This is a genomic window from Pseudaminobacter sp. Soil_N_29, assembly GCF_057656055.1.
This window is the reverse complement of sequence record NZ_JBDGLC010000007.1, coordinates 243,734-263,367: the sequence shown is the minus strand read 5'-3', so window position 1 is coordinate 263,367 and position 19,634 is coordinate 243,734. Positions and strand designations below refer to the sequence as shown.

The following is a 19,634-nucleotide window of genomic DNA, read 5'->3' as shown; positions in this document are numbered from 1 at the left end:
CGCTTATGTCGAGCATCACGCCGGTTGCGGTCAACTCCGAACAGCCCGTTTGCCATCACGGCGACAACAGGCTGACGATGCTGGAGCGCGCGTTTCGCCGCTTCGCCGACGAACGCACGATCGTGAAGCGCGGCGGACGGGTCACTGAGGTTTCGCCGACGCACTACCGCGTGTGCGGTCTTTCCGCCACGGCAAGGCTCGGCGACATCGTGGAGCACCGAGGCAACACCGGAACGAGACATGGCGAGATCGTGCAGATCGGGTCCGACGAGGTTCTGATCGCGCCCTTCGAACGCACCGCCGACGCCGGCGTCGGTGACCTGGTCTTCAACCGAGGCCCCTTCACAGTTGCACCTCACGTCTCCTGGCGTGGACGCGTGATAGACGCCCTCGGCCGCCCGATCGACGCTGGACCAGCGCTGCTGCACGGCGACTTTCGCGCGGCAGGCGATGCGGCCCCGCCAGCCGCCCTTGCGCGCCAGCGCGTAGGAACTGCCTTCCTGACGGGCGTTCGCGTCATCGACATCTTTACGCCGATCTGCTTTGGCCAGCGGCTCGGCATCTTTGCGGGATCGGGCGTGGGTAAGTCCACACTGCTCGCCATGCTTGCGAAAGCCGCTACCTTCGACACGGTCGTCGTGGCTCTGGTGGGCGAGCGCGGCCGAGAGGTTCGCGAATTCCTGGAAGACACGCTTGGCGAGAGCGGCATGGCCAAGACGGTCGCCGTGGTGGCGACCAGCGACGAAAGCGCCATGATGCGCCGGCGCGCACCGGACACCGCCATGCGGATCGCCGAGCATTTTTCTGAGATGGGCGACCGTGTTCTGCTCGTGCTGGATTCCATCACCCGCTTTGCCCATGCGCTTCGCGAAGTGGCGATCGGAACTGGCGAGCCGCCCATCGCCCGCGGTTACCCTGCATCCGTGTTCACCGATCTGCCCAAGCTGCTTGAGCGCGCCGGCCCCGGGGTCGAAGGCTCGGGCTCGGTTACGGCGATCATCTCCGTGCTTGTGGACGGCGACGACCACAACGACCCGGTGGCGGACTCAGTGCGCGGCATTCTTGACGGCCACATCGTTCTGGATCGCGCGATCGTCGAGCAAGGACGCTACCCGGCGGTCAATCCGCTGTCCTCGATATCGCGCCTGGCCGGCAAGGTCTGGAGCGACGACGAACGGGCATTGGTGTCGCGCCTGAAGTCGATGATCTCCCGCTTCGAGGACACGCGCGACATTCGCCTGCTGGGCGCCTACCAACCTGGCGCTGACCCCGAACTGGACATGGCCGTTCGCCAGGTGCCCCTCGTCTACGAGGTTCTGACGCAGTCGCCAGCCGACCCGCCATCGATAGATCCGCTCGCCGATCTGGCCAGCCATCTCCGAGCAAAGGACAAGCCCCATGCAGCCCAGTGAAATTGAGCAGACCCTTGAGGTGATGCTTGAGGCGGAAAAGGCTGCGAAGAAGCAGCGGCGCCTGCAGCGGTGGGTGCAGCTTCGCAAGCGCACCGCCGACGCACTCAAAGGTTCGATGCGGTCGTCCAGTCGCCGCAGCGACATGGTTGTCGCGGGCCTCGGAATAGCGCTCGGCCTCGTTTGCGCGATGTTTCCCTGGTATATTTTCTTCAATCCGGAGAAGTTCGGCGTTGAAGCACTGAGGTTTGACCACGAAGGTCAGTCAAGCTTCTCGCGCCCGCTGGCGCTCACCTCGCGCTTTTTGCTGCCCAGCGAGCAAATTGCCGAAGAAGACGGCGCTGAAGGAAAGCTGGACCCGTTCACCACCAGTACGCTTGCAGACGAGCAAGACAAGAAGGCGCCGGTTCGCGAACAGCCCTTCCCGGCTGTAGACACTCCTTACCGTCTGCTGCACGTCGCCAATGGCCGCGGGCTGATTGAAGACGATTCAGGCCTTTGGGTGGTGCAGACCGGCTCCCTGTTGCCCGACAGCAGCCGCGTGGCCGCCATAGAGCAGCGCGGCGGGACATGGGTTTTGCTGACCGACCGGGAGAGAGCCATCACGCTTACCCAGTAGGGCGCAAGGCCCGCGCAAGACTGGCTGCCTAGAGTCTGGAAATCTGCCCGGAGACTCCAATGCAGCCTGTCAATCTGTTCAAACTTGCCTCGCAGCAATCCCAGTGGCTGGCCGTTCGCCAGTCGGCCATCGCCGGCAACATCGCGAATGTGAACACGCCCGGCTACGGCACCGCCGAGATCGAGCCCTTCGAAAAGGTTCTCGACAACAAGCGCGTCACGCTGCGTGCAACCCAGCAAGGCCATTTCGGCGCTGGCGTCACCAACGCCGGCTTCGACGTACGCAACGAAAATGGCAAGAACTCGGTATTGCCGTCCGAAAACACGGTCGTGCTCGAGAACGAGCTGATGAAGGCTGGCGAGGTCCGCCGCAGCTACGAACTCAACACTGCAATCGTCAAGGCGTTCCATCGCATGACGATGCTCAGCGTGAAGAGCTGACGCCATGGATGCACTTTCGGCCACTCTCAAGGTTGCGGCTTCCGGCCTGACCGCCCAGTCGGAACGCCTGCGGATCGTTTCGGAAAACCTCGCCAACGCCCAGTCCACCGGCGAAACCCCTGGCTCCGATCCCTATCAGAGAAAAACCATCGTCTTCTCGGCCGAGCTCGATCGTTCTGTCGGTGCCTCGACCGTCAATGTGGCCTCCATCGACCGCGACCGGTCGGCATATCCGCTGGAATTCTCGCCGGGCCACGAGGCGGCGAACGAGAACGGCTACGTCAAGATGCCGAACGTCAATGTGCTCGTTGAAATGGCGGACATGACCGAGGCGAACCGCTCCTATGAGGCCAATCTTCAAGTCGTCAAGCAGGCGCGTGACCTCATCTCCATGACCATCGATCTTATGAGAGGCTAACCATGATCAGCGGCATCGCGCCGATCAATTCCCTGTCGAAGGGTTCTGACGGTTTCGCAACCATGTCCTCGACCGGCGCGGCGTCGGCTGGCGTCACCCCCGGTCAATCCTTTGCGGCGATGGTCTCCGAAACCGCCAATCGAACCATCGACACGCTGCAGGCCGCCGAGCAGGTTTCCATCAAGGCTCTCCAGGGCGACGCCGATGCCCGCCAGGTGGCGGATGCCGTGATGAACGCGGAGCAGTCGCTGCAGGCGGCTGTCGCCATCCGCGACAAGATCGTCACCGCCTATCTTGAAATCAGCCGCATGGCGATCTGAGAGGGAACACGACAATGAAAGCCCTGGCCATCGCCGCAACAGGCATGAACGCGCAGCAGACCAATCTTGAGGTCATCGCCAACAACATCGCCAACATCAACACCACCGGCTACAAGCGCGCGCGTGCCGAATTCACGGACCTTCTGTACCAGGTCGACCGCCTGCAGGGCGTGCCGAACCGCGCCAATGCCAATGTCATACCGGAAGGCGTTTCGATCGGCCTGGGCGTGAAGACGGCCGCCGTGCGCAACGTGCACATCCAGGGCTCGCTGACCAGCACCGGCAACTCGCTCGACCTCGCGCTGACCGGCAAGGGCTGGTTCCAGATCGAAGGTGCGGACGGCCAGACGCTCTACACCCGTGCTGGCGCGTTCAACACCAACGGCACCGGTCAACTCGTCACCGTCGACGGGTTCTCGGTGATACCGGCAATAACGGTTCCGCAGGACGCGGTGGAAGTGATCGTCAACAAGAGCGGCCAGGTCTTCGCACGCCGCGAAGACCAGATGGAGCTTGAACTTCTGGGCCAGTTGACGCTCGCCACATTCGCCAACGAGGCAGGCCTCGCGCCGCTCGGCGACAATCTATTCCAGGAAACCCTTGCCTCGGGCCCCGCGACTGAAGGCGTGCCCGGCGATCCCGGCTTTGCCGCGATCCAGCAAGGCTATCTGGAAAGCTCGAACGTCGACCCGGTCAAGGAAATCACCGAGCTGATCTCGGCGCAGCGCGCCTATGAAATGAACTCGAAGGTCATCCAGGCCGCCGATGAAATGGCCGCCGTCGTCTCCAAGAACATCAGGTAAGCAGCGATGGCGCCGCGCATCTCTTGTAGCCTCGTTGTCGCAGTCGCCGCTGGTGCGGCGCTGTTTGCGGGAGCCGCGGCGGCATTTGGCCAGGAAACCGTGGCGACCACCAACCGCGTCATCTATCCGGGCGAGACAATCCCGCTTGACGCGCTGAAGGAAGTGACCCTGCGCCAGGGCAAGGTGCCCCCTGCCTCGGTTGCCCTGTCGACATCGGACCTGGAAGGCAAGGTCGCGCGGCGCACCCTGCTGCCCGGCCGATATGTGGCCTTGAGCGCAGTGCGCGACGCATGGCTCGTGGAACGGGGCGCGGCGGTTCAGCTCACTTTCGTTTCCGGGCCGCTGACAATTTCAACCGCTGCGGTGACCCTTGAGCCCGGTGGCTCGGGCGACCTGATCAAGGTTCGCAACGTAGACAGCGGCAAGGTTCTGACCGGCACCGTCATGGGCGACGGATCGGTTCGGGTGGGCGATCTATGATTCGAATTCTGGCATTGGCAATGGCGATGCTGACCGGGCTTCAACCCGCGCTCGCCGACGGTCCCGACGGACGCTTCCTGGGCTCGAATGGGGCGCTGGCTTCCGAAGGCCGCTACGCCGACAGTCGCATTCCAGGCGCCGGCGGCCCCATTTCGCGCATCAAGGACATTGCCCAGCTTCAAAGTTCGCGCGACAACCAGCTGATCGGCTATGGCCTGGTCATCGGCCTGCAGGGCTCGGGCGACAGCCTGCGCAATGCGCCTTTCACCGAGCAGTCCATGGCAGCCATGCTCGAAAATCTCGGCATCGCCAGCGAAGGCGGCAGAACACGCACGAAAAACGTCGCCGCCGTCATTGTGACAGCCAACATGCCGCCATTCGTGCAGTCGGGGGCGCGCATCGACGTGACCGTCTCGTCAATGGGCGATGCCACTTCGCTTGCCGGCGGCACGCTCGTCATGACGCCGCTGAAGGCTGCCGACGGCGAAATCTATGCCGTCGCGCAGGGCCAGGTCTTCGTTGCCGGCTTCGATGCGCAGGGGCAGGCCGAACGGGTCACGCAAGGCACGCCCACCGCCGGCCGCATTCCCAATGGCGCCATCATAGAACGCCAGGTGCAGGCGGCGCTGGGCGAGCAGGCGGTGCTCACCCTCCAGCTTCATAATGCCGACTATTCGACCGCGGTGCGCGTGGCCGATGTCATCAACGAATATTCGCGCGCCCGCTTCGGCAGCCGCGTGGCCACCGAACAGGACGCCCGATCGATCGTCATCCGTCGACCGAAGGGAATATCGACCGCCCGCTTTTATGCCGAGCTGGAAAATCTCGTGGTCGAAACGGACATGCCGGCCCGGGTTGTCGTGGACGAGCGCACCGGCACCATCGTGATCGGTCAGGACGTCCGGATCTCGCGCGTTGCAGTCAGCCACGGCACGCTGACGGTGCGGATCACCGAAACACCTCGGGTCGTCCAGCCGGATCCCTTCTCGCGCGGTGTCACGGCGGTCGAGCCTTCCACGAATATCGAAGTCGATCAGCCCAACGCCAAGGTCGCGATCCTTGACGGTCCCAGCCTCGACCAGCTGGTCGCCGGCCTGAACCGACTGGGCGTGAAGCCGGCCGGCATCATCGCGATCCTTCAGGGCATCAAGTCTACGGGCGCCCTGCAGGCCGACCTCGTGCTGCAATAGGGACTGACTATGAGCGTCCTGCCCGCATTTCCGATTTCCGCGAGGAGGCGCCGGCTGCTGGCCGCCGGCGCGCTTGCCGCACTGCTGTCGGTTCCGGCCATCGCCATTGCCGAGACGACCGCCGAAACAGCGACCGCTCCTGACGAACCGCAGCCCACCGAGATCGAGCGCTTCTGCTCCAATATCACCGACGCCGCCCGCGACCGCCGCTATGCGCTGCAGACCCAGGAACTGGAAGCCCTGCGCAAGGACATCGACGAGCGGATGAAGCTGCTTGAGGATAAGCGCGCGGAATACGAGGAGTGGCTGAAGCGCCGCGACGATTTCCTGTCCAAGACCGAGGACAACGTCGCCAAGATCTACTCCACGATGAAGCCGGACGCCGCAGCGGAGCGACTTGCCGCTGTGGATGCGCTGGTCGCCGCAGGCATCCTCATGAAGCTCGATTCGCGCAAGGCGGGCGTCATCCTCAACGAGATGGAGCGCGACGCCGCTGCCGAACTGACGCGCATAATGGCACTCGCCTCACGCAAGGAAGACCCGACATGAAACGCTATTGCCTCCTAGCGCTGGCTGCCTTGGCGGTTTCCGGATGCACTACCCCCAAGGAAGAGATCGGCCGGGAGCCGGCGCTTTCGCCGGTTGGCGCGGGCCTGGCCCAGTCGCCGGCCGTCTACAACTATCCCGACCAGCCGGCCCAACCGGTGAAGAAGTTCTCGCTGTGGGACGACCGCCAGCGCCGCCTGTTCACCGATGCGCGCGCGATAATGCCGGGCGACATTCTGACCGTGAGGATCGAGATCAACGATCGCGCGCGATTCAAGAACGAGTCCGACCGCGACCGCAAGGTGGCGCGCGGCCTGGGCCTGGGCATGGATTTCGGCTGGAACGGCACCAAGCAGGGCGGCTCGTTCAATGCCGATGTCGGCTCGAACACGTCGACGAAGGGATCGGGGAAAACCGAGCGCTCGGAAAACATCCAGCTTTCGGTGGCGGCGGTGGTGAGCGACGTGCTGCCCAACGGCAACCTGATCATCAACGGCTCGCAGGAAGTGCGGGTCAATGCCGAGCTGCGCATCCTGACGATCGCCGGCATCGTTCGCCCGGAGGATATCGGGCCGAACAACACGATTTCCTATGAACGCATCGCCGAGGCGCGCATTTCCTATGGCGGCCGCGGACGACTGACCGAGGTGCAGCAGCCGCCATATGGCCAGCAGATCCTCGACAACGTCCTTCCGTTCTAGGCGGGAAGCGGACCAGAATGTCGATCATCGAGCAATTCTCGCCTCAGCCGAAAACCCCGTCGCTGCCGCTCCAGGCAGGTGTTCTGGCCGCCGTGACCGTGGCCGCGATCGCGTTGGGGTGGTTTGCGGGACAGTATCTGAACCGTAGCAGCGCCGAAGCCGCAGCTGCGGTGGAAACCCAGGATGCGCCTGCCGAGCAGGACCAGCTCCGCGGAACCGAAATCCAGCTGGAAGCCATCACCACCAACCTGGCGGTGCCGAACACCATGTGGGTGCGCCTGGAGGCCTCCATCGTGCTCGACCAGCCGCCCTCCCCGACCCTTGCCGACGAGATTCACCAGGACCTCCTCGCCTATATGCGAACCGTGAAGGTCTATCAGATCGAAGGCGCCAGCGGCTTCCGCAACCTGAAGGCCGATCTTGAGGAGCGGGCCAGGATTCGCAGCAGCGGCCACGTCAAACAGGTACTTATCCGGACGCTGCTCTTCGAATGAAAAAACTTCTCATCTCCGGCACCGCCCTGATCGCAACGGTCACGGCCGCCAGCGCGCAGCAGTTCGACCTCGGGGCGATCAGCCAGGCCGACGGCGCCACGGTCGGCTACATCATACAGATGTTCGGCCTCCTGACCGTGCTGTCGGTCGCGCCGGGCCTGCTCATCATGGTGACCAGCTTCACCCGCTTCGTCATCGCCTTCTCCATCCTGCGCGCCGGCATGGGCCTGCAATCCACCCCGGCCAACCTGATCCTGATCAGCCTTTCCCTGTTCATGACCTTCTATGTCATGGCGCCGACTTTCGACCAGGCGTGGAACAATGGCGTCAGGCCGCTGATGAACAACGAGATCAGCCAGCAGCAGGCGCTGGAGCGCATTTCCGACCCGTTCCGGGATTTCATGGCCAAGCATGTGCGCGACAAGGATTTTGACCTGTTCGCCGACCTTGCGCGTGAACAGGGTCAGACCATCTCGCGCGAAAATGTCGATCTGCGCGTGCTGGTTCCGGCCTTCATGATCTCGGAAATCCGCCGCGGCTTCGAAATCGGATTCCTGATCGTGCTGCCCTTCCTGGTCATCGACCTGATCGTGGCCACCATCACCATGGCCATGGGCATGATGATGCTGCCGCCGACCGTGGTGTCGCTGCCTTTCAAGCTCTTGTTCTTCGTGCTCATCGATGGCTGGAATCTGCTGGTCGGCAGCCTTGTGCGATCATTCAGCTAATTTGCTGGCGCCCGTTAGCAGTTTGGTAGGAACTGCCCGGCCATAAACACACTCATACAGGGAGGGTGGTTTCAACCGAGACCACAGGCATGACGCCGCTCCGTCCTGGCCGGTAGAAGACCGGCATGTCCCTTTCAGAAAATCCTTACATAACGGGGCAATACACATGACCAGCCTTCTCACCAATGCGTCCGCAATGACCGCTCTGCAGACGCTGTCGAGCACCAACAAGAACCTCGCCGTCACCCAGAACCGCATTTCCACCGGCCAGCGCGTTTCGACCGCTTCGGACAACGCCGCTTACTGGTCGATCGCGACCGGCATGAAGTCGCAGAACGCCGTCAACCAGTCGGTCAAGGAATCGCTCGGCTTCGGCTCGGCGGTTGTCGACGTGGCCTATACCGGCCTCGAAGAAGCCATCAAGCTCGGCGAGAAGATTGTGGCCAAGCTCGCTTCCATGGAGCAGGACGGCATCGACGACACTACTGTCCAGAAGGAAATCACCGCGCTCACGGACCAGATCGGACAGATCGCCAAGTCGGCCGACTTCGAGGGCCAGAACCTGCTGAAGACCGGTGGTGCCGACCTGGTTGTCGTCGCCGGCTACGTCAAGGATTCGGGTGCCGTCGACCAGATCGACGTAGTCGCCTACGACCTCGAAGCAGCTGATTTCGCCGATCTCGCGACTGCCGAGGCGACGCTCAAGGAGATGCGCGAAGCTGCCGCCGACATGGGCGCTGCCAAGATCCGCATCGACTCGCAGCTCGACTTCACCTCGAAGCTGATGGACGCTGTCGATCGCGGCGTTGGCGCACTGGTCGACGCCGACATGAACGCCGAATCGGCTCGCCTCTCGGCTCTGCAGGTTCAGCAGCAGCTCGGCATCCAGGCACTGTCGATCGCCAACCAGAGCGCGCAGTCGATCCTGTCGCTGTTCCGCTAAGACCGGTTTCCGTCATTACCTGACGGACAGCCAAGGGCCGCGCTTCCTCGGAAGCGCGGCCCGATTTCATTTTCGCACAAGCTTCGACCTCTACTGTTCCGGCGGACAGTCATGCAGGAGCCGTCGAACCGTGCCGCAACAGCTTCAGACCATCATTGAGAACCTGCAGAGTTTCGGCCCGCGCCGGCTGGGCATCATGGCAGGCGTGGCGGCACTGGTGCTCGCCGTCATCGGCATCGGCGCCTTCTATCTGAACCGCCCGGCATACGAGACGCTCTATGTCGGCCTCGAGCGCTCCGACGTCACGCAGATGGGCCTGGCGCTCAGCGAAGCGGGCATTGGCTTCGACGTCGGCTCGGACGGCACCTCGGTTCTGGTACCGGTGGGCAAGACTGCGGACGCCCGCATGCTGCTGGCTGAAAAAGGCCTGCCGACCTCCACCAATGCCGGCTACGAACTGTTCGACAATGTCGGCTCGCTGGGCCTCACCTCCTTCATGCAGCAGATCACCCGCGTGCGGGCGCTGGAAGGCGAGATCGCGCGCACCATCCAGTCGATCAACGGCATTCGCGCCGCACGCGTCCACATCGTGATGCCCGAGCGCGCCAATTTCCGCCGCGAGGAGCAGCCGCCTTCCGCCTCGGTGGTTATCCGCGCATCCGGCGGCATAGACGCGGTCAAGAGCGCCATGTCGATCCGCCACCTCGTCTCCGCCGCCGTGCCCGGCCTCAGCGCCGAGAAGGTGACCGTGCTCGATTCCGCCGGCACGCTGCTTGCCGCCGGCGACGACCCGATCAACTCCAGCGCCAGCCGTTCGCTCGGCGTCGAGCGCACTGTCGAGATGCAGATCGAGGAGAACATCCGCCGCGCGCTGACGCCTTATCTCGGGCCCGACAATTTCCGGGCCAGCGTCAAAGCCGATGTGAACACCGATTCCAAGCAGACCGAAGAGACGATCTTCGACCCCGAATCCCGCGTCGAGCGCTCGGTGCAGGTCGTTCGCTCCAACGAGAACGCCAACCGTCGCGACGCGGCTGCGCCGGCCACGGTGGAGCAGAACCTGCCGGAAGCGAACCTCGGCACCGTGGAAGGTCCGCAATCGTCTGAACAGAGCGAGCGCAAGGAAGAGACCACCAACTACGAGATCAACTCCAAGCGCATCGCAACCGTCAGCAATGGCTACACGGTGACGAAAATGTCGATCGCCGTCGTGGTCAACCAGCAGCGGCTGGCCGAGATCCTCGGTGAGGGTGCCACGCCCGAAATGATCACCGCCCGCGTCGCCGAGATCGAGAAGGTCGTCGCTTCCGCCACCGGCCTCGACCAGGCCCGCGGCGACATCATCAACGTCTCTTCCGTCGAGTTCATCGACGGCCTCGACGGCGTGCAGATCGCCCAGCCCGGCATGCTGGACACGCTCAGCCAGCATCTGGGCACGATCATCAACGCGGCCGCCTTCGTCATCGTCGCATTCCTCGTCGCTTATTTCGGCCTGCGTCCGATGATGGCGAGCCTCAACCAGTCCGAGGAACTGCCGGCTCCGAGCTTCGAGGACATCCAGCGCACGCTGCCGACACCCGACTTCGCCTTCGACGAAACCGGCGACAGCGGCGCACTGCCGCTGCCCCCGCGCAACAGCCCGCTGGATGAACTTCGCCGCAAGCTCAAGCCCGCGCCGCAGGAACGCCTCGCCCGTATGGTCGACCTGAATGAGGAACGCACCGCGCTCATCCTGCGCAAGTGGGCGCATCAGGAAGCCGCCGGCTGATGTCTGCAATCGCCCTTTTCGATATCCTCCAGGACTTCGGCAAACGCCCGCCCCGCGCGGGCGATGCCGCGCCCATGCGCTCATTCTTCGAAACGCCGGAAGACGAAATCGCCCAGGCGCAAGGCGCGCCCGACATGTCCGAGCTGATAGCTGAGGAGGTAGCGCGCGCCGAAGCCGAGTTGAGCGAACGGCTGGGTGAGGAGCACGCCTCCGCGCTGGCAGCAGAACGCGAACAGCACGCCGCCGAGATGGAAGCTTTGACGCGACGGCTTGGCGAAGAGGCGGCAATCGCCATCGCTGCCCGGATGGCAGAACTGGAAGAACGTGTCGCAGAGCTCGCCACCACCGCAACGGCCCGCATCCTCGGAAACATGCTGAACGAGGATATGCAAAGGCGATCCATCGAGAGCCTGGCTCGTTCGATCCGGGCCGCCACGGCGGGAGCCAGCCGAATACAGGTAAAGGGGCCGCAGGCGCTGTTCGAGGCGCTCAGCGCCGCCGTGCCTGAACTGGCCGCCAGCCTCGATCACGTCGAGGAGCCCGGTTTCGACCTTACAGTGGCAATTGACGAGGACATCTTCGAAACGCGCATTTCGGAATGGTCCACCGCGATGTCGGAGATTCTGTCGTGAACACAGTGGATATCGGCGACGTCAAGCATCAGATCATCATCGTCCGCCGCAACTACGGCGAAGACGAAGAGGGCCATCACGGCGGCGTCTGGAAAATCGCCTTCGCCGACTTCATGACGGCGATGATGTGCTTTTTCCTCGTCATGTGGCTGATCAATGCGGCCGACGAGCATACCAAGGCGGCGGTTGCCAACTATTTCAACCCGGTCAAGCTGATCGACAGGACCTCGGGCGGCAAAGGTATCGAGGAAGAAGGGGACGGCCTCAATGCTGTCGGCCGAACAGCCGAATCCCCGCAGCCGACAGAAGGTCAGGGCGGCATCGATGGCGTCGGCAATTCCGGCCCGTCGACGCAGGAGAATTCTGCAGCCTCGCTGGATGCGACGCAGCACTCCGACGAGCACTTGTTTGCGGACCCCTATGCCGTGCTGGCCGAGATTGCGGCAAACTCCGGCGTCCGCCAGAACGTCAGCGACAAGGGCGACGGCGGCGCGCAAGAGGCAGGCCCGGCTACCGGCGCTTCGGGTGGCGAATCCTATCGCGACCCATTCGCCCCGGACTTCTGGTCGCAGCAGGTTGCTACGCCGCTTGCCGAGGCGAGTGCTGAGCGGGCAGCCGGCGAAACCAGCCAACAGGCCGCCGAATTCAAGCCGGCCGAAGACGTTTCGCCGCTTCAGGAACTGACAAAGGCCGAGAACGAACCCCAGCTCGAGGTCAAGGCCGAGGCGACCGAAGCCGAGCCGGCGAAGAAGGATGAGGGCCCGTCGGCAGCCGCGATGCAGGCCGCCCAGGCGCTCTCGCGCGAACTCAATGCCGCCTTCCAGCCGGGAGACAAGCTGCTCGACGGTATCTCTGTTATGGCTACCGAAGGCGGCGTGACCATCTCCATCACCGACCAGTTCGATTTCGGCATGTTCGAGATCGGCTCGGCCGTTCCGCGCCGCGAACTGGTGATGGCGATGGAGAAGATCGGCAAGGCCCTGAGCGAGCAGAAGGGCAAGATCATCATCAGCGGCCACACCGACGCGCGGCCGTTCAAGGGCGAGAAATACGACAACTGGCGTCTCTCCACCGCCCGTGCGCATTCGGCCTATTACATGCTGGTACGCGGCGGACTGGATGAAAGCCGCGTCAGGGAGGTGGCGGGCTTCGCCGACCGCAAGCTGAAGGACGAGAGCACGCCGCTTGCGGCAGTCAACCGCCGGATCGAAATCTTGCTGGAGACCGGTGAATGAGACTGGCGGCGCGGCTAGGCGGTCTTGTCGGCCTTGCGCTGCTGACAGCCACTCTGCCCGGCCGGGCAGAGGATGGCACAAGCAGGCTGCAGCCGTTCCAGATGGTCCGTTCCCTGCAGATCGTGCAGGACCGCATCGCCGCGGGCGAGCACGCCATCATGCCCATGCAGCGCAAGCTGCTGGAGATCATCGACCGCAGGCTGAATTCGGGCAGCAAGGAGGATTTTTCCGATCCGCGCAACCTGCGCGCCCTGCTGGTTTATGCGATGAGCGGCGGAAACCCGGCGACGATAAGAACCGTTCTGTCGCGGCTTGAACTGGATACGAGCACCGGAGATATCGGCAAGGGGGTGTCCAGCTATCTGAACGGCGAAGCCCTGGAGGCACGCGCCGCCCTTGCGCAGGTCGATCCAATCGCCCTGCCGCCCGACCTCGGCGCCTTCGTGGCGCTGGTGAAGGGATCTGTAATTGCCGTAGACGAGCCGCAGGAAGCGCTGACCCTGTTCGATCAGGCACGCCTGCTTGCTCCAGGCAGCCTTATCGAAGAAGGCGCTCTGCGCCGCTCTGTCGACCTGACTGCCACGCTTGGGGATGCCCACCGCTTCACCCTCTCCTCGATCCAGTATGTGGAGCGCTATTTGCGCTCGCCTTATGCCAGCCAGTTTGCCGATTCCTTCGTGTCCGGGGTCATTGCGTTGCACGACTCGCTGGACACTGCGACGGTCGAGGCCATCACATCCATGATGGAGGCCGAGCAGGAGCGTGTGATCTATCTTCGGATCGCCCGGCGTGCCGGCATCGACGGCCTCAAGGAACTTTCTGCCTTCGCTTCGGCCAAGGTCGAGCAGGAAGGCAAGCTGGTGGGCAAGAGCGATGATCCGCGCGCCCTGCTCTATTCCAGCCTGGCCTCGATCTCCGCCGGCACCTCCGAAGAGATCAACGCAAAGCTGAGCCGCATCGATCGCAGCAAGTTGTCGCAAAGCGATCGGGAGCTCTACGACGCTGTCGCCTCCGTCGCCACCAAGCTCACCGCCCGCCCCCCGACGCTGAATGAGGGGGCGCCTGCCGATCAGCCCGGCGCTGAGGCTCAGGCAGACGAGGCTGATGAACTGATCATAATCGAGGCTGAAGAGACAACCGGGGAACAACCGCAAACCGCCCAGCCCGAAAGCGTTGAACCTCAGGTGCCAGAGCAACAAGCAGACAACGCGGTTCCGTCAGAACCGACTGACGAGGTCGTCGCTTCGACGCGCAAGAAACTTGACGAGATCGATAAAATGTTGGGAGGCGTTCAATGACCATAGGCGTCAACCCTGGTGGAGTTGCGGCGACCGCTTCGGTCAAACCGGACGGGATGGGCACGAGAACCCACGACGACAAAGCCGATTTCGGGGCGGAACTCGATGCCCCGAAACACGGCAAGGAGCGACAAAAGGAAACCGCCAGCGTCTCCCGGCAAGAGGGGGAACGGTGGTCGCGTGGCTCACGAATAGGCGCGAAAGCACCTCACCGGGAAGGTCACGCCAATGGCCCCGAAGAAAAGGCGGACATCGAGGCGACCATTGATGGTGCGAATGTCATAAAGGACGCGGGAGCCTCCCTGTCCGCAATGATGGCCGCGCGCGATCTGGCAGAGCGCTCCGGCGGGCGGGAGGCTGGCGCGAAGGCTGCGGCCTCCCACGGATCCGCAGCCACGATGGCCGAGCACCGTGCAGCCAGAGCAGCCATTGAAATGCCCGAAGGGAGGGAGCATTCCTCCCGCGCCGCTGAAGCCCAGCTCAAGATGCCAGGTAGCGCAGCGGCCGCGCTGTCACGAGAACTCTTTGTCCTCGACAAGCCGACGATCCCGGCCGGGCAGCGTTCCGAGGCTTCCCTTGGCAAGATGCCGGGCGGGACGGCTCCCGTTGCCTTGTCTTTGGCGCCCGGCAATCAGCCGGCTGACACCGCCACCGACCCCGCGCTCGGTTCGTCCAATCGCGACTTCCTCAAGACGCTGGCGGCGAGCAGTGGCCAAGGGCGGACTGGGGCCGAGGGCTTCGGCCGGCGGATGGATCAGCGTAGCGAGCGCCCCACGGTGGTTGCCCAACAGAACATCCCGGCCCCGGTGGCCCAGCCGAGCACTTCCACGGCTTCAGCGCTGTCCAATCTGATTGCGACCGAACCCACATGGCGCGCCGCAGCCACGCAAGCCTTCCAGCCCCTGGCCGCGGCCTCCGGCCTTGCATCCGCGCATACGCTGAAGCTTCAGCTTCATCCTGCCGAGCTTGGCATGGTCACCGCCAATCTGCGCCTCACCGGCGAGCAGCTCACGGTCGAATTGCGGGTCGAGAACGGCGAGGCCTATCGTCGCCTGACCGCGGACAGCGAAAACATAGTCAAGTCGCTGCGCGCCATGGGGCTCGACATCGACAAGGTCACCATCCAGCAGCCCCAGGCCTCGTCGGCATCGCAAGGGCGCGCCGACGACAACAACGCGGCCGCGGGCTTTGCGGCGCGCGATCAGCAATCTTCCACCTCCGCCCAGTCAGGCGGCAATGGCGGCGGCTCTGGCAAGCAGGCTTCCGCATCCAACACCAGCGATGGGGCCACAGGGCCCAGCAATGCCGCGTCCAATGCTTCGAACCCTGCTAGCGACGGTCTTTATATCTAGCGTGGCGGCATCGTCGCCGGCGGCAGCCGCCGCCGGCAATCCCTGCGAGCCAGAGATCCTGCGCGCCGCGGATCGCTACGGCGTGCCCGTCGGCATACTTTATGCCGTCGGCCTTACGGAAACCGGCCGCAAGGGCAGCCTCCAGCCCAACGCGATGAACATCGAGGGCAAAGCCGTCTTTCCGAAGTCAAGGTCGGATGCCCTCACGGCTTTCAACGCCGCGCGCAGAGATGGCGCGAAACTGATCGATCTCGGCTGCATGCAGATCAATCACCACTATCACGGCCAGCATTTCCGAAGCGTGGACGAGATGCTCGACCCGCACCGCAACGTCGATTACGCCGCGCGCTTCCTGGCGCAATTGCGCGCACGGCACAGCACATGGTCGATGGCGGTCGCACGATATCATGCAGGGCCCGACAACGACCCGGCTCAAAAACGCTACGTGTGTCGCGTCATCGCCAACATGGTGGCCACCGGTTTCGGCAAATGGACCAGCAACGCGCGGTCCTTTTGCTCGCCATAGTAGCATTCTTGCCTGCATTTTCCGGCAGGATTGAATCGCAAACGCCCTGTTTTGCTGACCCCGGCAGCTATCGCGCGCTCCGCCGGGAAATTGCGGTGCAACCCATGCGATTCCCAACACCCAAGAAACCAGCCACAAGAATTGATGGTTTTTCAGGACTCCCGCCAGGGTCTACCACTTCCCCGTAAGGGCAATTCATATGATTCGGGGGCGGCCGATGATCGTGATCGTGGACGAGCGAGAGCTCGTCAAAAATGGATATCACTCAATGTTCAACCGGGAGGGCGTGGCTAGCGCCGGCTTCCGCTCGGGCGAATTCGGAGAGTGGGTCGAAAGCGCAGCCGAATCGGATCTCAAATCCGTACGGGCATTTCTGATCGGAGATTGCGGCGACGATATGTTTGCGCCTCGCAAGATCCGCGACCGGAGCAGTGCGCCTGTTATTGCGCTGAGCGAGCACCATTCGCTCGAAAACACCCTCAAGCTGTTTGAATCCGGCGTCGATGACGTGGTTCACAAGCCGGTTCATATTCGCGAGATTCTGGCGCGCATCAACGCGATCCGCCGCCGTGCCCAGGAAGACCCGAGTTTCACCCAGATCGGGCCGATGCGGATATTCCTGGATGGCCGGGACCCGGAAATCGACGGCGAGCCCATGCCTCTGCCGCGTCGTGAGCGCCGCATTCTCGAATATCTGGCCAGCAATAGCGGCCGGCGCGTTACCAAGACCCAGGTGTTCAACGCGATCTACGGAATCTTTGACGAAGAAGTCGAAGAGAACGTCGTGGAAAGCCACATCAGCAAGCTGCGCAAGAAACTGCGCGAGAAGCTGGGTTTCGACCCGATCGATTCCAAGCGTTTCCTCGGTTACCGGCTGATAGTCTGAACCGCGCCGCGCTACGGCGCGGCCGAGAGCAAATCGCCAGCTTCGCGCAAGACAGCGCCTATAGCCTCTCCAACCGAGGTCGGAAAATCAGGAGACGTTTCGATGAGCTTGTATGGAATGATGCGAACCGGCGTTTCCGGCATGAACGCGCAGGCTAATCGCCTTGGCGCCGTGGCCGACAACATCGCCAATTCCAGCACTACCGGCTACAAGCGCTCGAGCGCGGAGTTTTCGTCTCTCATCATCCCGACCGTGACCGGAAACTATACCTCCGGCGGCGTCACTACCACGATACGCACCGCTATCAGCCAGCAAGGCGACCTTCGATACACGACGTCGGGAAGCGACTTGGCCATCAACGGCTCCGGCTTCTTTGTGGTCCAAAGCCCCGGCGGCGCGCCGGTGCTTACGCGCGCCGGCTCATTCGTGCCGGACGCCCAGGGGCGCCTGATCAACGCCGCCGGCTTCCAGTTGATGGGCTACAGTTTCGCAAACGGCGACCCGGCCGCGGTGGCCAACGGCTTTGGCGGCCTGGTGCCGGTCACCATCGCGCAGAACGAGCTGGTGGCGGTGCCGTCCAAGAATGGTGTCTTCACCGCCAACCTTCCGGCGGGCGCAACGCCGGTTGCCGCCGGCGATCTGCCTTCGCTGAATGCGGCCACCGCAAGCTACACCGCGAAGTCGTCCCTCGTGGCCTACAATAATCTCGGTGGAGAGGTTATCCTCGACGTCTACTACACCAAGACGGGCCCCACCACCTGGGAGGTTGCGATCTATAACCAGGCTGACGCGGCGCCGGACACCTCCTTCCCATACGGGGCGGCTGCGTTGCAGGTTCAGACGCTGACCTTCGACCCAACGAACGGCAAGCTGGATCCCGCAAGCGCCACGGACATTACGCTCACCGTGCCGGGGGGGCAGTCGCTCACCATCGACCTCTCCAAGATGACGCAGCTCGACAAGAGCTACACCGTCATCGATGCAAAGAACGACGGCGCCGCACCGAGCGGCATTGATGGCGTGGAAATCTCCGAGGACGGCGTCGTCTACGCCCGCTACGAGAATGGCGCGGTGAAGGCACTGTTCCGCATCCCGGTTGCCGATGTGGCAAGCCCGGATCTGCTTCAGGTTCTGCCCGGCAACGTGTTTGCCACCACGGCAGGCTCAGGCACCGTCCAGATGGGATGGGCCAACGACAGCGGCCGGGGCAAGATAGTGGCCGGCGCGCTGGAGAATTCCAACGTCGACATAGCTCAAGAGCTGACCGACATGATCGAGTCGCAGCGCAGCTACACCGCCAATTCGAAAGTGTTCCAGACAGGCGCAGACCTTATGGACATTCTGGTCAACCTGAAAAGGTAGTCCGGCGCGAAAGCCGAACAGGAATAAAGTATGTCATTATCCTCCGCACTCAGCATCGCGCAGTCGTCGCTCCTCAATACGGGCCGTCAAACAAACGTCGTCTCGCGCAACGTCATGGAGCAGAACAACGGCGACTACGCGCGGCGCACTGCGGTGCTCTCAAGTTCGGCCCCCGGTGCGCGTGTGGTGGTGATCCAGCGCGCGACCAACGAACAGCTGTTCCGCCAAAACCTCTCTGCGGTGTCCGCCTACAGCGGGCAGGCCACACTGTATATCGGCCTCGACCACCTGAACCTGCGGGTGAACGGCGTCGAAAACGCGATGTCTCCGGCGGCCTCGATCACGGAGCTGCAGAAAGCTCTGCAGATATATTCGGCCGCGCCGTCGAACCGGACACTGGCGGACAATGCCATCAATGCCGCGCGCGAGGTCGTGCGCAGCCTCAATGACGGCGCGAGTTCAATTCAGGCATTCCGCGCCGAAACCGACCAGGAAATCGCCTACGCAGTCGACGATCTCAACAACCTGTTGGCGCAGTTCAAGGATGCCAACAATCGGATCGTCGCGGGCACGCGCGCCGGGCGCGACGTCAATGACGAACTCGACAGACGCGACGGGTTGCTGAAGCAGATCTCCGACTTTCTGCCGATCTCGACCATCACCCGCAGCGACAATGACATGGTCATCATGACCAGCGACGGTACGACGGTTTTCGAAACGATCCCGCGCAGCATCGCTTTCGAGGCTTCGCCCGCCTATCCGGCCGGTGAAGCTGGCAACAAGATCTATATCGACGGCGTACCCGTGCCGATCGGCTCGGGCGGCAGTGTTGGCGCCGGCGGAAAGCTCGCCGCTCTTGTCCAGTTGCGCGACAGCGTGGCCGTGACCATGCAAAGCCAGCTTGACGAGATTGCGCGCGGGCTGATCAATGCGTTCGCCGAGACCAACCCGTCTGCCCCGCCCCCCGGCGATCCGATGGCCGGTTTGTTCACTACCCCGCCGCCGGCACCGGGCATGCCGCTGACCGGTCTGGTCCATGGACTGGCAAGCGCGATCTCACTCAATCCCGACTTTGTGACCCATCCGGAGTATTTGCGCGACGGCGGGGCCAACGGTGCCAACTACATTCATAATCCCGGCGGCTCTTCCTACGCAGAGTTGATTATCGCCTACAGCCAACGGCTGGACGAGCCGGTCAGCTTCGATCCGGCCGCCGGAATCGGTGACAAGGCAAGTGTCGCTGCCTATTCGGCGAATTCCATCGGCTGGTTCCAGGGTCTTCGGCAGGAAGCCTCGCGCGCGGCAGAGACGAAGGAAGCTCTTGCGGTACGCAGCGCCGAAGCGCTTTCCAACATGACCGGCGTGAATGTCGACATGGAAATGTCCATGCTGCTCGATCTCGAGCACTCCTACCAAGCATCCGCGCGCCTCATAAAGGCCGTGGATGAAATGCTGGCAGCCCTGCTGGCCGCAGTGAGGTAATC

The 19,634-nt window shown here is 63.3% G+C and carries 22 protein-coding genes; all 22 read left to right on the top strand.

The genetic code is table 11. The annotated features are described in order from the left end of the window. Window positions 1-5: 5 nt before the first annotated feature. The 22 genes from fliI to flgK all read left to right on the top strand — a co-directional run bounded on the left by fliI (window position 6) and on the right by flgK (window position 19,632). Entirely contained in the window at window positions 6-1,412 is a 1,407-nt protein-coding gene (gene fliI, locus AC3A4H_RS17475; protein ID WP_487767825.1) for a flagellar protein export ATPase FliI, read from the top strand. Further along, complete coding sequence (locus AC3A4H_RS17470; RefSeq protein ID WP_487767824.1) at window positions 1,399-2,028, top strand: hypothetical protein; 630 nt, start codon at window positions 1,399-1,401, stop codon at window positions 2,026-2,028. The genes fliI and AC3A4H_RS17470 overlap by 14 nt, the downstream gene beginning before the upstream one ends. Before the next feature lie 59 nt (window positions 2,029-2,087). Continuing rightward, entirely contained in the window at window positions 2,088-2,468 is a 381-nt protein-coding gene (gene flgB, locus AC3A4H_RS17465) for a flagellar basal body rod protein FlgB (protein ID WP_348780955.1), read from the top strand. 4 nt (window positions 2,469-2,472) lie between these two features. Beyond that, window positions 2,473-2,886, top strand: coding sequence for a flagellar basal body rod protein FlgC (gene flgC, locus AC3A4H_RS17460; RefSeq protein WP_348780954.1), 414 nt, complete (start codon window positions 2,473-2,475; stop codon window positions 2,884-2,886). 2 nt (window positions 2,887-2,888) lie between these two features. After that, window positions 2,889-3,206: a flagellar hook-basal body complex protein FliE gene (gene fliE / locus AC3A4H_RS17455; RefSeq protein WP_487767823.1), complete on the top strand. Its 318-nt coding sequence runs from the start codon at window positions 2,889-2,891 to the stop codon at window positions 3,204-3,206. A gap of 14 nt (window positions 3,207-3,220) precedes the next feature. After that, window positions 3,221-4,009 (top strand): flagellar basal-body rod protein FlgG, encoded by a 789-nt coding sequence (gene flgG / locus AC3A4H_RS17450; protein WP_348780953.1) that lies wholly within the window; start codon window positions 3,221-3,223, stop codon window positions 4,007-4,009. A gap of 6 nt (window positions 4,010-4,015) precedes the next feature. Next, complete coding sequence (flgA, locus tag AC3A4H_RS17445; RefSeq protein WP_487767822.1) at window positions 4,016-4,489, top strand: flagellar basal body P-ring formation chaperone FlgA; 474 nt, start codon at window positions 4,016-4,018, stop codon at window positions 4,487-4,489. A gap of 20 nt (window positions 4,490-4,509) precedes the next feature. Further along, the gene (locus AC3A4H_RS17440; protein ID WP_487767878.1) at window positions 4,510-5,679 is read left to right on the top strand and encodes a flagellar basal body P-ring protein FlgI; all 1,170 of its coding nucleotides are present in this window, start codon (window positions 4,510-4,512) and stop codon (window positions 5,677-5,679) included. A 9-nt stretch (window positions 5,680-5,688) separates the two neighbouring features. Then, window positions 5,689-6,228, top strand: a complete 540-nt coding sequence (locus AC3A4H_RS17435; RefSeq protein WP_487767821.1) for a MotE family protein — start codon at window positions 5,689-5,691, stop codon at window positions 6,226-6,228. Further along, complete coding sequence (gene flgH / locus AC3A4H_RS17430; protein WP_487767820.1) at window positions 6,225-6,926, top strand: flagellar basal body L-ring protein FlgH; 702 nt, start codon at window positions 6,225-6,227, stop codon at window positions 6,924-6,926. The genes AC3A4H_RS17435 and flgH overlap by 4 nt, the downstream gene beginning before the upstream one ends. A 17-nt stretch (window positions 6,927-6,943) precedes the next feature. Further along, window positions 6,944-7,420, top strand: coding sequence for a flagellar basal body-associated FliL family protein (locus AC3A4H_RS17425; RefSeq protein ID WP_487767819.1), 477 nt, complete (start codon window positions 6,944-6,946; stop codon window positions 7,418-7,420). Continuing rightward, window positions 7,417-8,148: a flagellar type III secretion system pore protein FliP gene (fliP, locus tag AC3A4H_RS17420; RefSeq protein WP_348780947.1), complete on the top strand. Its 732-nt coding sequence runs from the start codon at window positions 7,417-7,419 to the stop codon at window positions 8,146-8,148. The genes AC3A4H_RS17425 and fliP overlap by 4 nt, the downstream gene beginning before the upstream one ends. Window positions 8,149-8,314: 166 nt before the next feature. Continuing rightward, entirely contained in the window at window positions 8,315-9,091 is a 777-nt protein-coding gene (locus AC3A4H_RS17415; protein ID WP_487767818.1) for a flagellin N-terminal helical domain-containing protein, read from the top strand. 130 nt (window positions 9,092-9,221) lie between these two features. Then, window positions 9,222-10,859, top strand: coding sequence for a flagellar basal-body MS-ring/collar protein FliF (gene fliF / locus AC3A4H_RS17410; RefSeq protein WP_487767817.1), 1,638 nt, complete (start codon window positions 9,222-9,224; stop codon window positions 10,857-10,859). Next, window positions 10,859-11,491 (top strand): hypothetical protein, encoded by a 633-nt coding sequence (locus AC3A4H_RS17405; RefSeq protein ID WP_487767816.1) that lies wholly within the window; start codon window positions 10,859-10,861, stop codon window positions 11,489-11,491. The genes fliF and AC3A4H_RS17405 overlap by 1 nt, the downstream gene beginning before the upstream one ends. Then, the gene (locus AC3A4H_RS17400) at window positions 11,488-12,726 is read left to right on the top strand and encodes a MotB family protein (RefSeq protein ID WP_487767815.1); all 1,239 of its coding nucleotides are present in this window, start codon (window positions 11,488-11,490) and stop codon (window positions 12,724-12,726) included. The genes AC3A4H_RS17405 and AC3A4H_RS17400 overlap by 4 nt, the downstream gene beginning before the upstream one ends. Continuing rightward, window positions 12,723-14,024 carry a chemotaxis protein MotC gene (locus AC3A4H_RS17395; protein ID WP_487767814.1) on the top strand — a complete coding sequence of 434 codons (1,302 nt, stop codon included), beginning with the start codon at window positions 12,723-12,725 and terminating at the stop codon, window positions 14,022-14,024. The genes AC3A4H_RS17400 and AC3A4H_RS17395 overlap by 4 nt, the downstream gene beginning before the upstream one ends. Continuing rightward, entirely contained in the window at window positions 14,021-15,376 is a 1,356-nt protein-coding gene (locus AC3A4H_RS17390) for a flagellar hook-length control protein FliK (protein WP_487767813.1), read from the top strand. Before AC3A4H_RS17395 ends, AC3A4H_RS17390 begins: the two co-directional genes overlap by 4 nt. Next, window positions 15,339-15,902 (top strand): lytic transglycosylase domain-containing protein, encoded by a 564-nt coding sequence (locus AC3A4H_RS17385; RefSeq protein WP_487767812.1) that lies wholly within the window; start codon window positions 15,339-15,341, stop codon window positions 15,900-15,902. The genes AC3A4H_RS17390 and AC3A4H_RS17385 overlap by 38 nt, the downstream gene beginning before the upstream one ends. A 217-nt stretch (window positions 15,903-16,119) precedes the next feature. Then, the gene (locus tag AC3A4H_RS17380) at window positions 16,120-16,788 is read left to right on the top strand and encodes a response regulator transcription factor (protein WP_348780939.1); all 669 of its coding nucleotides are present in this window, start codon (window positions 16,120-16,122) and stop codon (window positions 16,786-16,788) included. 102 nt (window positions 16,789-16,890) lie between these two features. Next, window positions 16,891-18,150: a flagellar hook protein FlgE gene (locus AC3A4H_RS17375; protein ID WP_487767811.1), complete on the top strand. Its 1,260-nt coding sequence runs from the start codon at window positions 16,891-16,893 to the stop codon at window positions 18,148-18,150. A gap of 30 nt (window positions 18,151-18,180) precedes the next feature. Then, on the top strand, window positions 18,181-19,632 hold the full coding sequence (flgK, locus tag AC3A4H_RS17370; protein WP_487767810.1) for a flagellar hook-associated protein FlgK: 1,452 nt from the start codon (window positions 18,181-18,183) through the stop codon (window positions 19,630-19,632). Window positions 19,633-19,634: the final 2 nt, after the last annotated feature.

Bases quoted from the DNA above. Each gene is read 5' to 3' on its own strand.
- fliI (WP_487767825.1), top strand. From the start codon at position 6: ATGTCGAGCATCACGCCGGTTGCGGTCAACTCCGAACAGCCCGTTTGC.
- AC3A4H_RS17470 (WP_487767824.1), top strand. From the start codon at position 1,399: ATGCAGCCCAGTGAAATTGAGCAGACCCTTGAGGTGATGCTTGAGGCG.
- flgB (WP_348780955.1), top strand. From the start codon at position 2,088: ATGCAGCCTGTCAATCTGTTCAAACTTGCCTCGCAGCAATCCCAGTGG.
- flgC (WP_348780954.1), top strand. From the start codon at position 2,473: ATGGATGCACTTTCGGCCACTCTCAAGGTTGCGGCTTCCGGCCTGACC.
- fliE (WP_487767823.1), top strand. From the start codon at position 2,889: ATGATCAGCGGCATCGCGCCGATCAATTCCCTGTCGAAGGGTTCTGAC.
- flgG (WP_348780953.1), top strand. From the start codon at position 3,221: ATGAAAGCCCTGGCCATCGCCGCAACAGGCATGAACGCGCAGCAGACC.
- flgA (WP_487767822.1), top strand. From the start codon at position 4,016: ATGGCGCCGCGCATCTCTTGTAGCCTCGTTGTCGCAGTCGCCGCTGGT.
- AC3A4H_RS17440 (WP_487767878.1), top strand. From the start codon at position 4,510: ATGGCGATGCTGACCGGGCTTCAACCCGCGCTCGCCGACGGTCCCGAC.
- AC3A4H_RS17435 (WP_487767821.1), top strand. From the start codon at position 5,689: ATGAGCGTCCTGCCCGCATTTCCGATTTCCGCGAGGAGGCGCCGGCTG.
- flgH (WP_487767820.1), top strand. From the start codon at position 6,225: ATGAAACGCTATTGCCTCCTAGCGCTGGCTGCCTTGGCGGTTTCCGGA.
- AC3A4H_RS17425 (WP_487767819.1), top strand. From the start codon at position 6,944: ATGTCGATCATCGAGCAATTCTCGCCTCAGCCGAAAACCCCGTCGCTG.
- fliP (WP_348780947.1), top strand. From the start codon at position 7,417: ATGAAAAAACTTCTCATCTCCGGCACCGCCCTGATCGCAACGGTCACG.
- AC3A4H_RS17415 (WP_487767818.1), top strand. From the start codon at position 8,315: ATGACCAGCCTTCTCACCAATGCGTCCGCAATGACCGCTCTGCAGACG.
- AC3A4H_RS17405 (WP_487767816.1), top strand. From the start codon at position 10,859: ATGTCTGCAATCGCCCTTTTCGATATCCTCCAGGACTTCGGCAAACGC.
- AC3A4H_RS17395 (WP_487767814.1), top strand. From the start codon at position 12,723: ATGAGACTGGCGGCGCGGCTAGGCGGTCTTGTCGGCCTTGCGCTGCTG.
- AC3A4H_RS17390 (WP_487767813.1), top strand. From the start codon at position 14,021: ATGACCATAGGCGTCAACCCTGGTGGAGTTGCGGCGACCGCTTCGGTC.
- AC3A4H_RS17385 (WP_487767812.1), top strand. From the start codon at position 15,339: ATGCTTCGAACCCTGCTAGCGACGGTCTTTATATCTAGCGTGGCGGCA.
- AC3A4H_RS17380 (WP_348780939.1), top strand. From the start codon at position 16,120: ATGATCGTGATCGTGGACGAGCGAGAGCTCGTCAAAAATGGATATCAC.
- AC3A4H_RS17375 (WP_487767811.1), top strand. From the start codon at position 16,891: ATGAGCTTGTATGGAATGATGCGAACCGGCGTTTCCGGCATGAACGCG.
- flgK (WP_487767810.1), top strand. From the start codon at position 18,181: ATGTCATTATCCTCCGCACTCAGCATCGCGCAGTCGTCGCTCCTCAAT.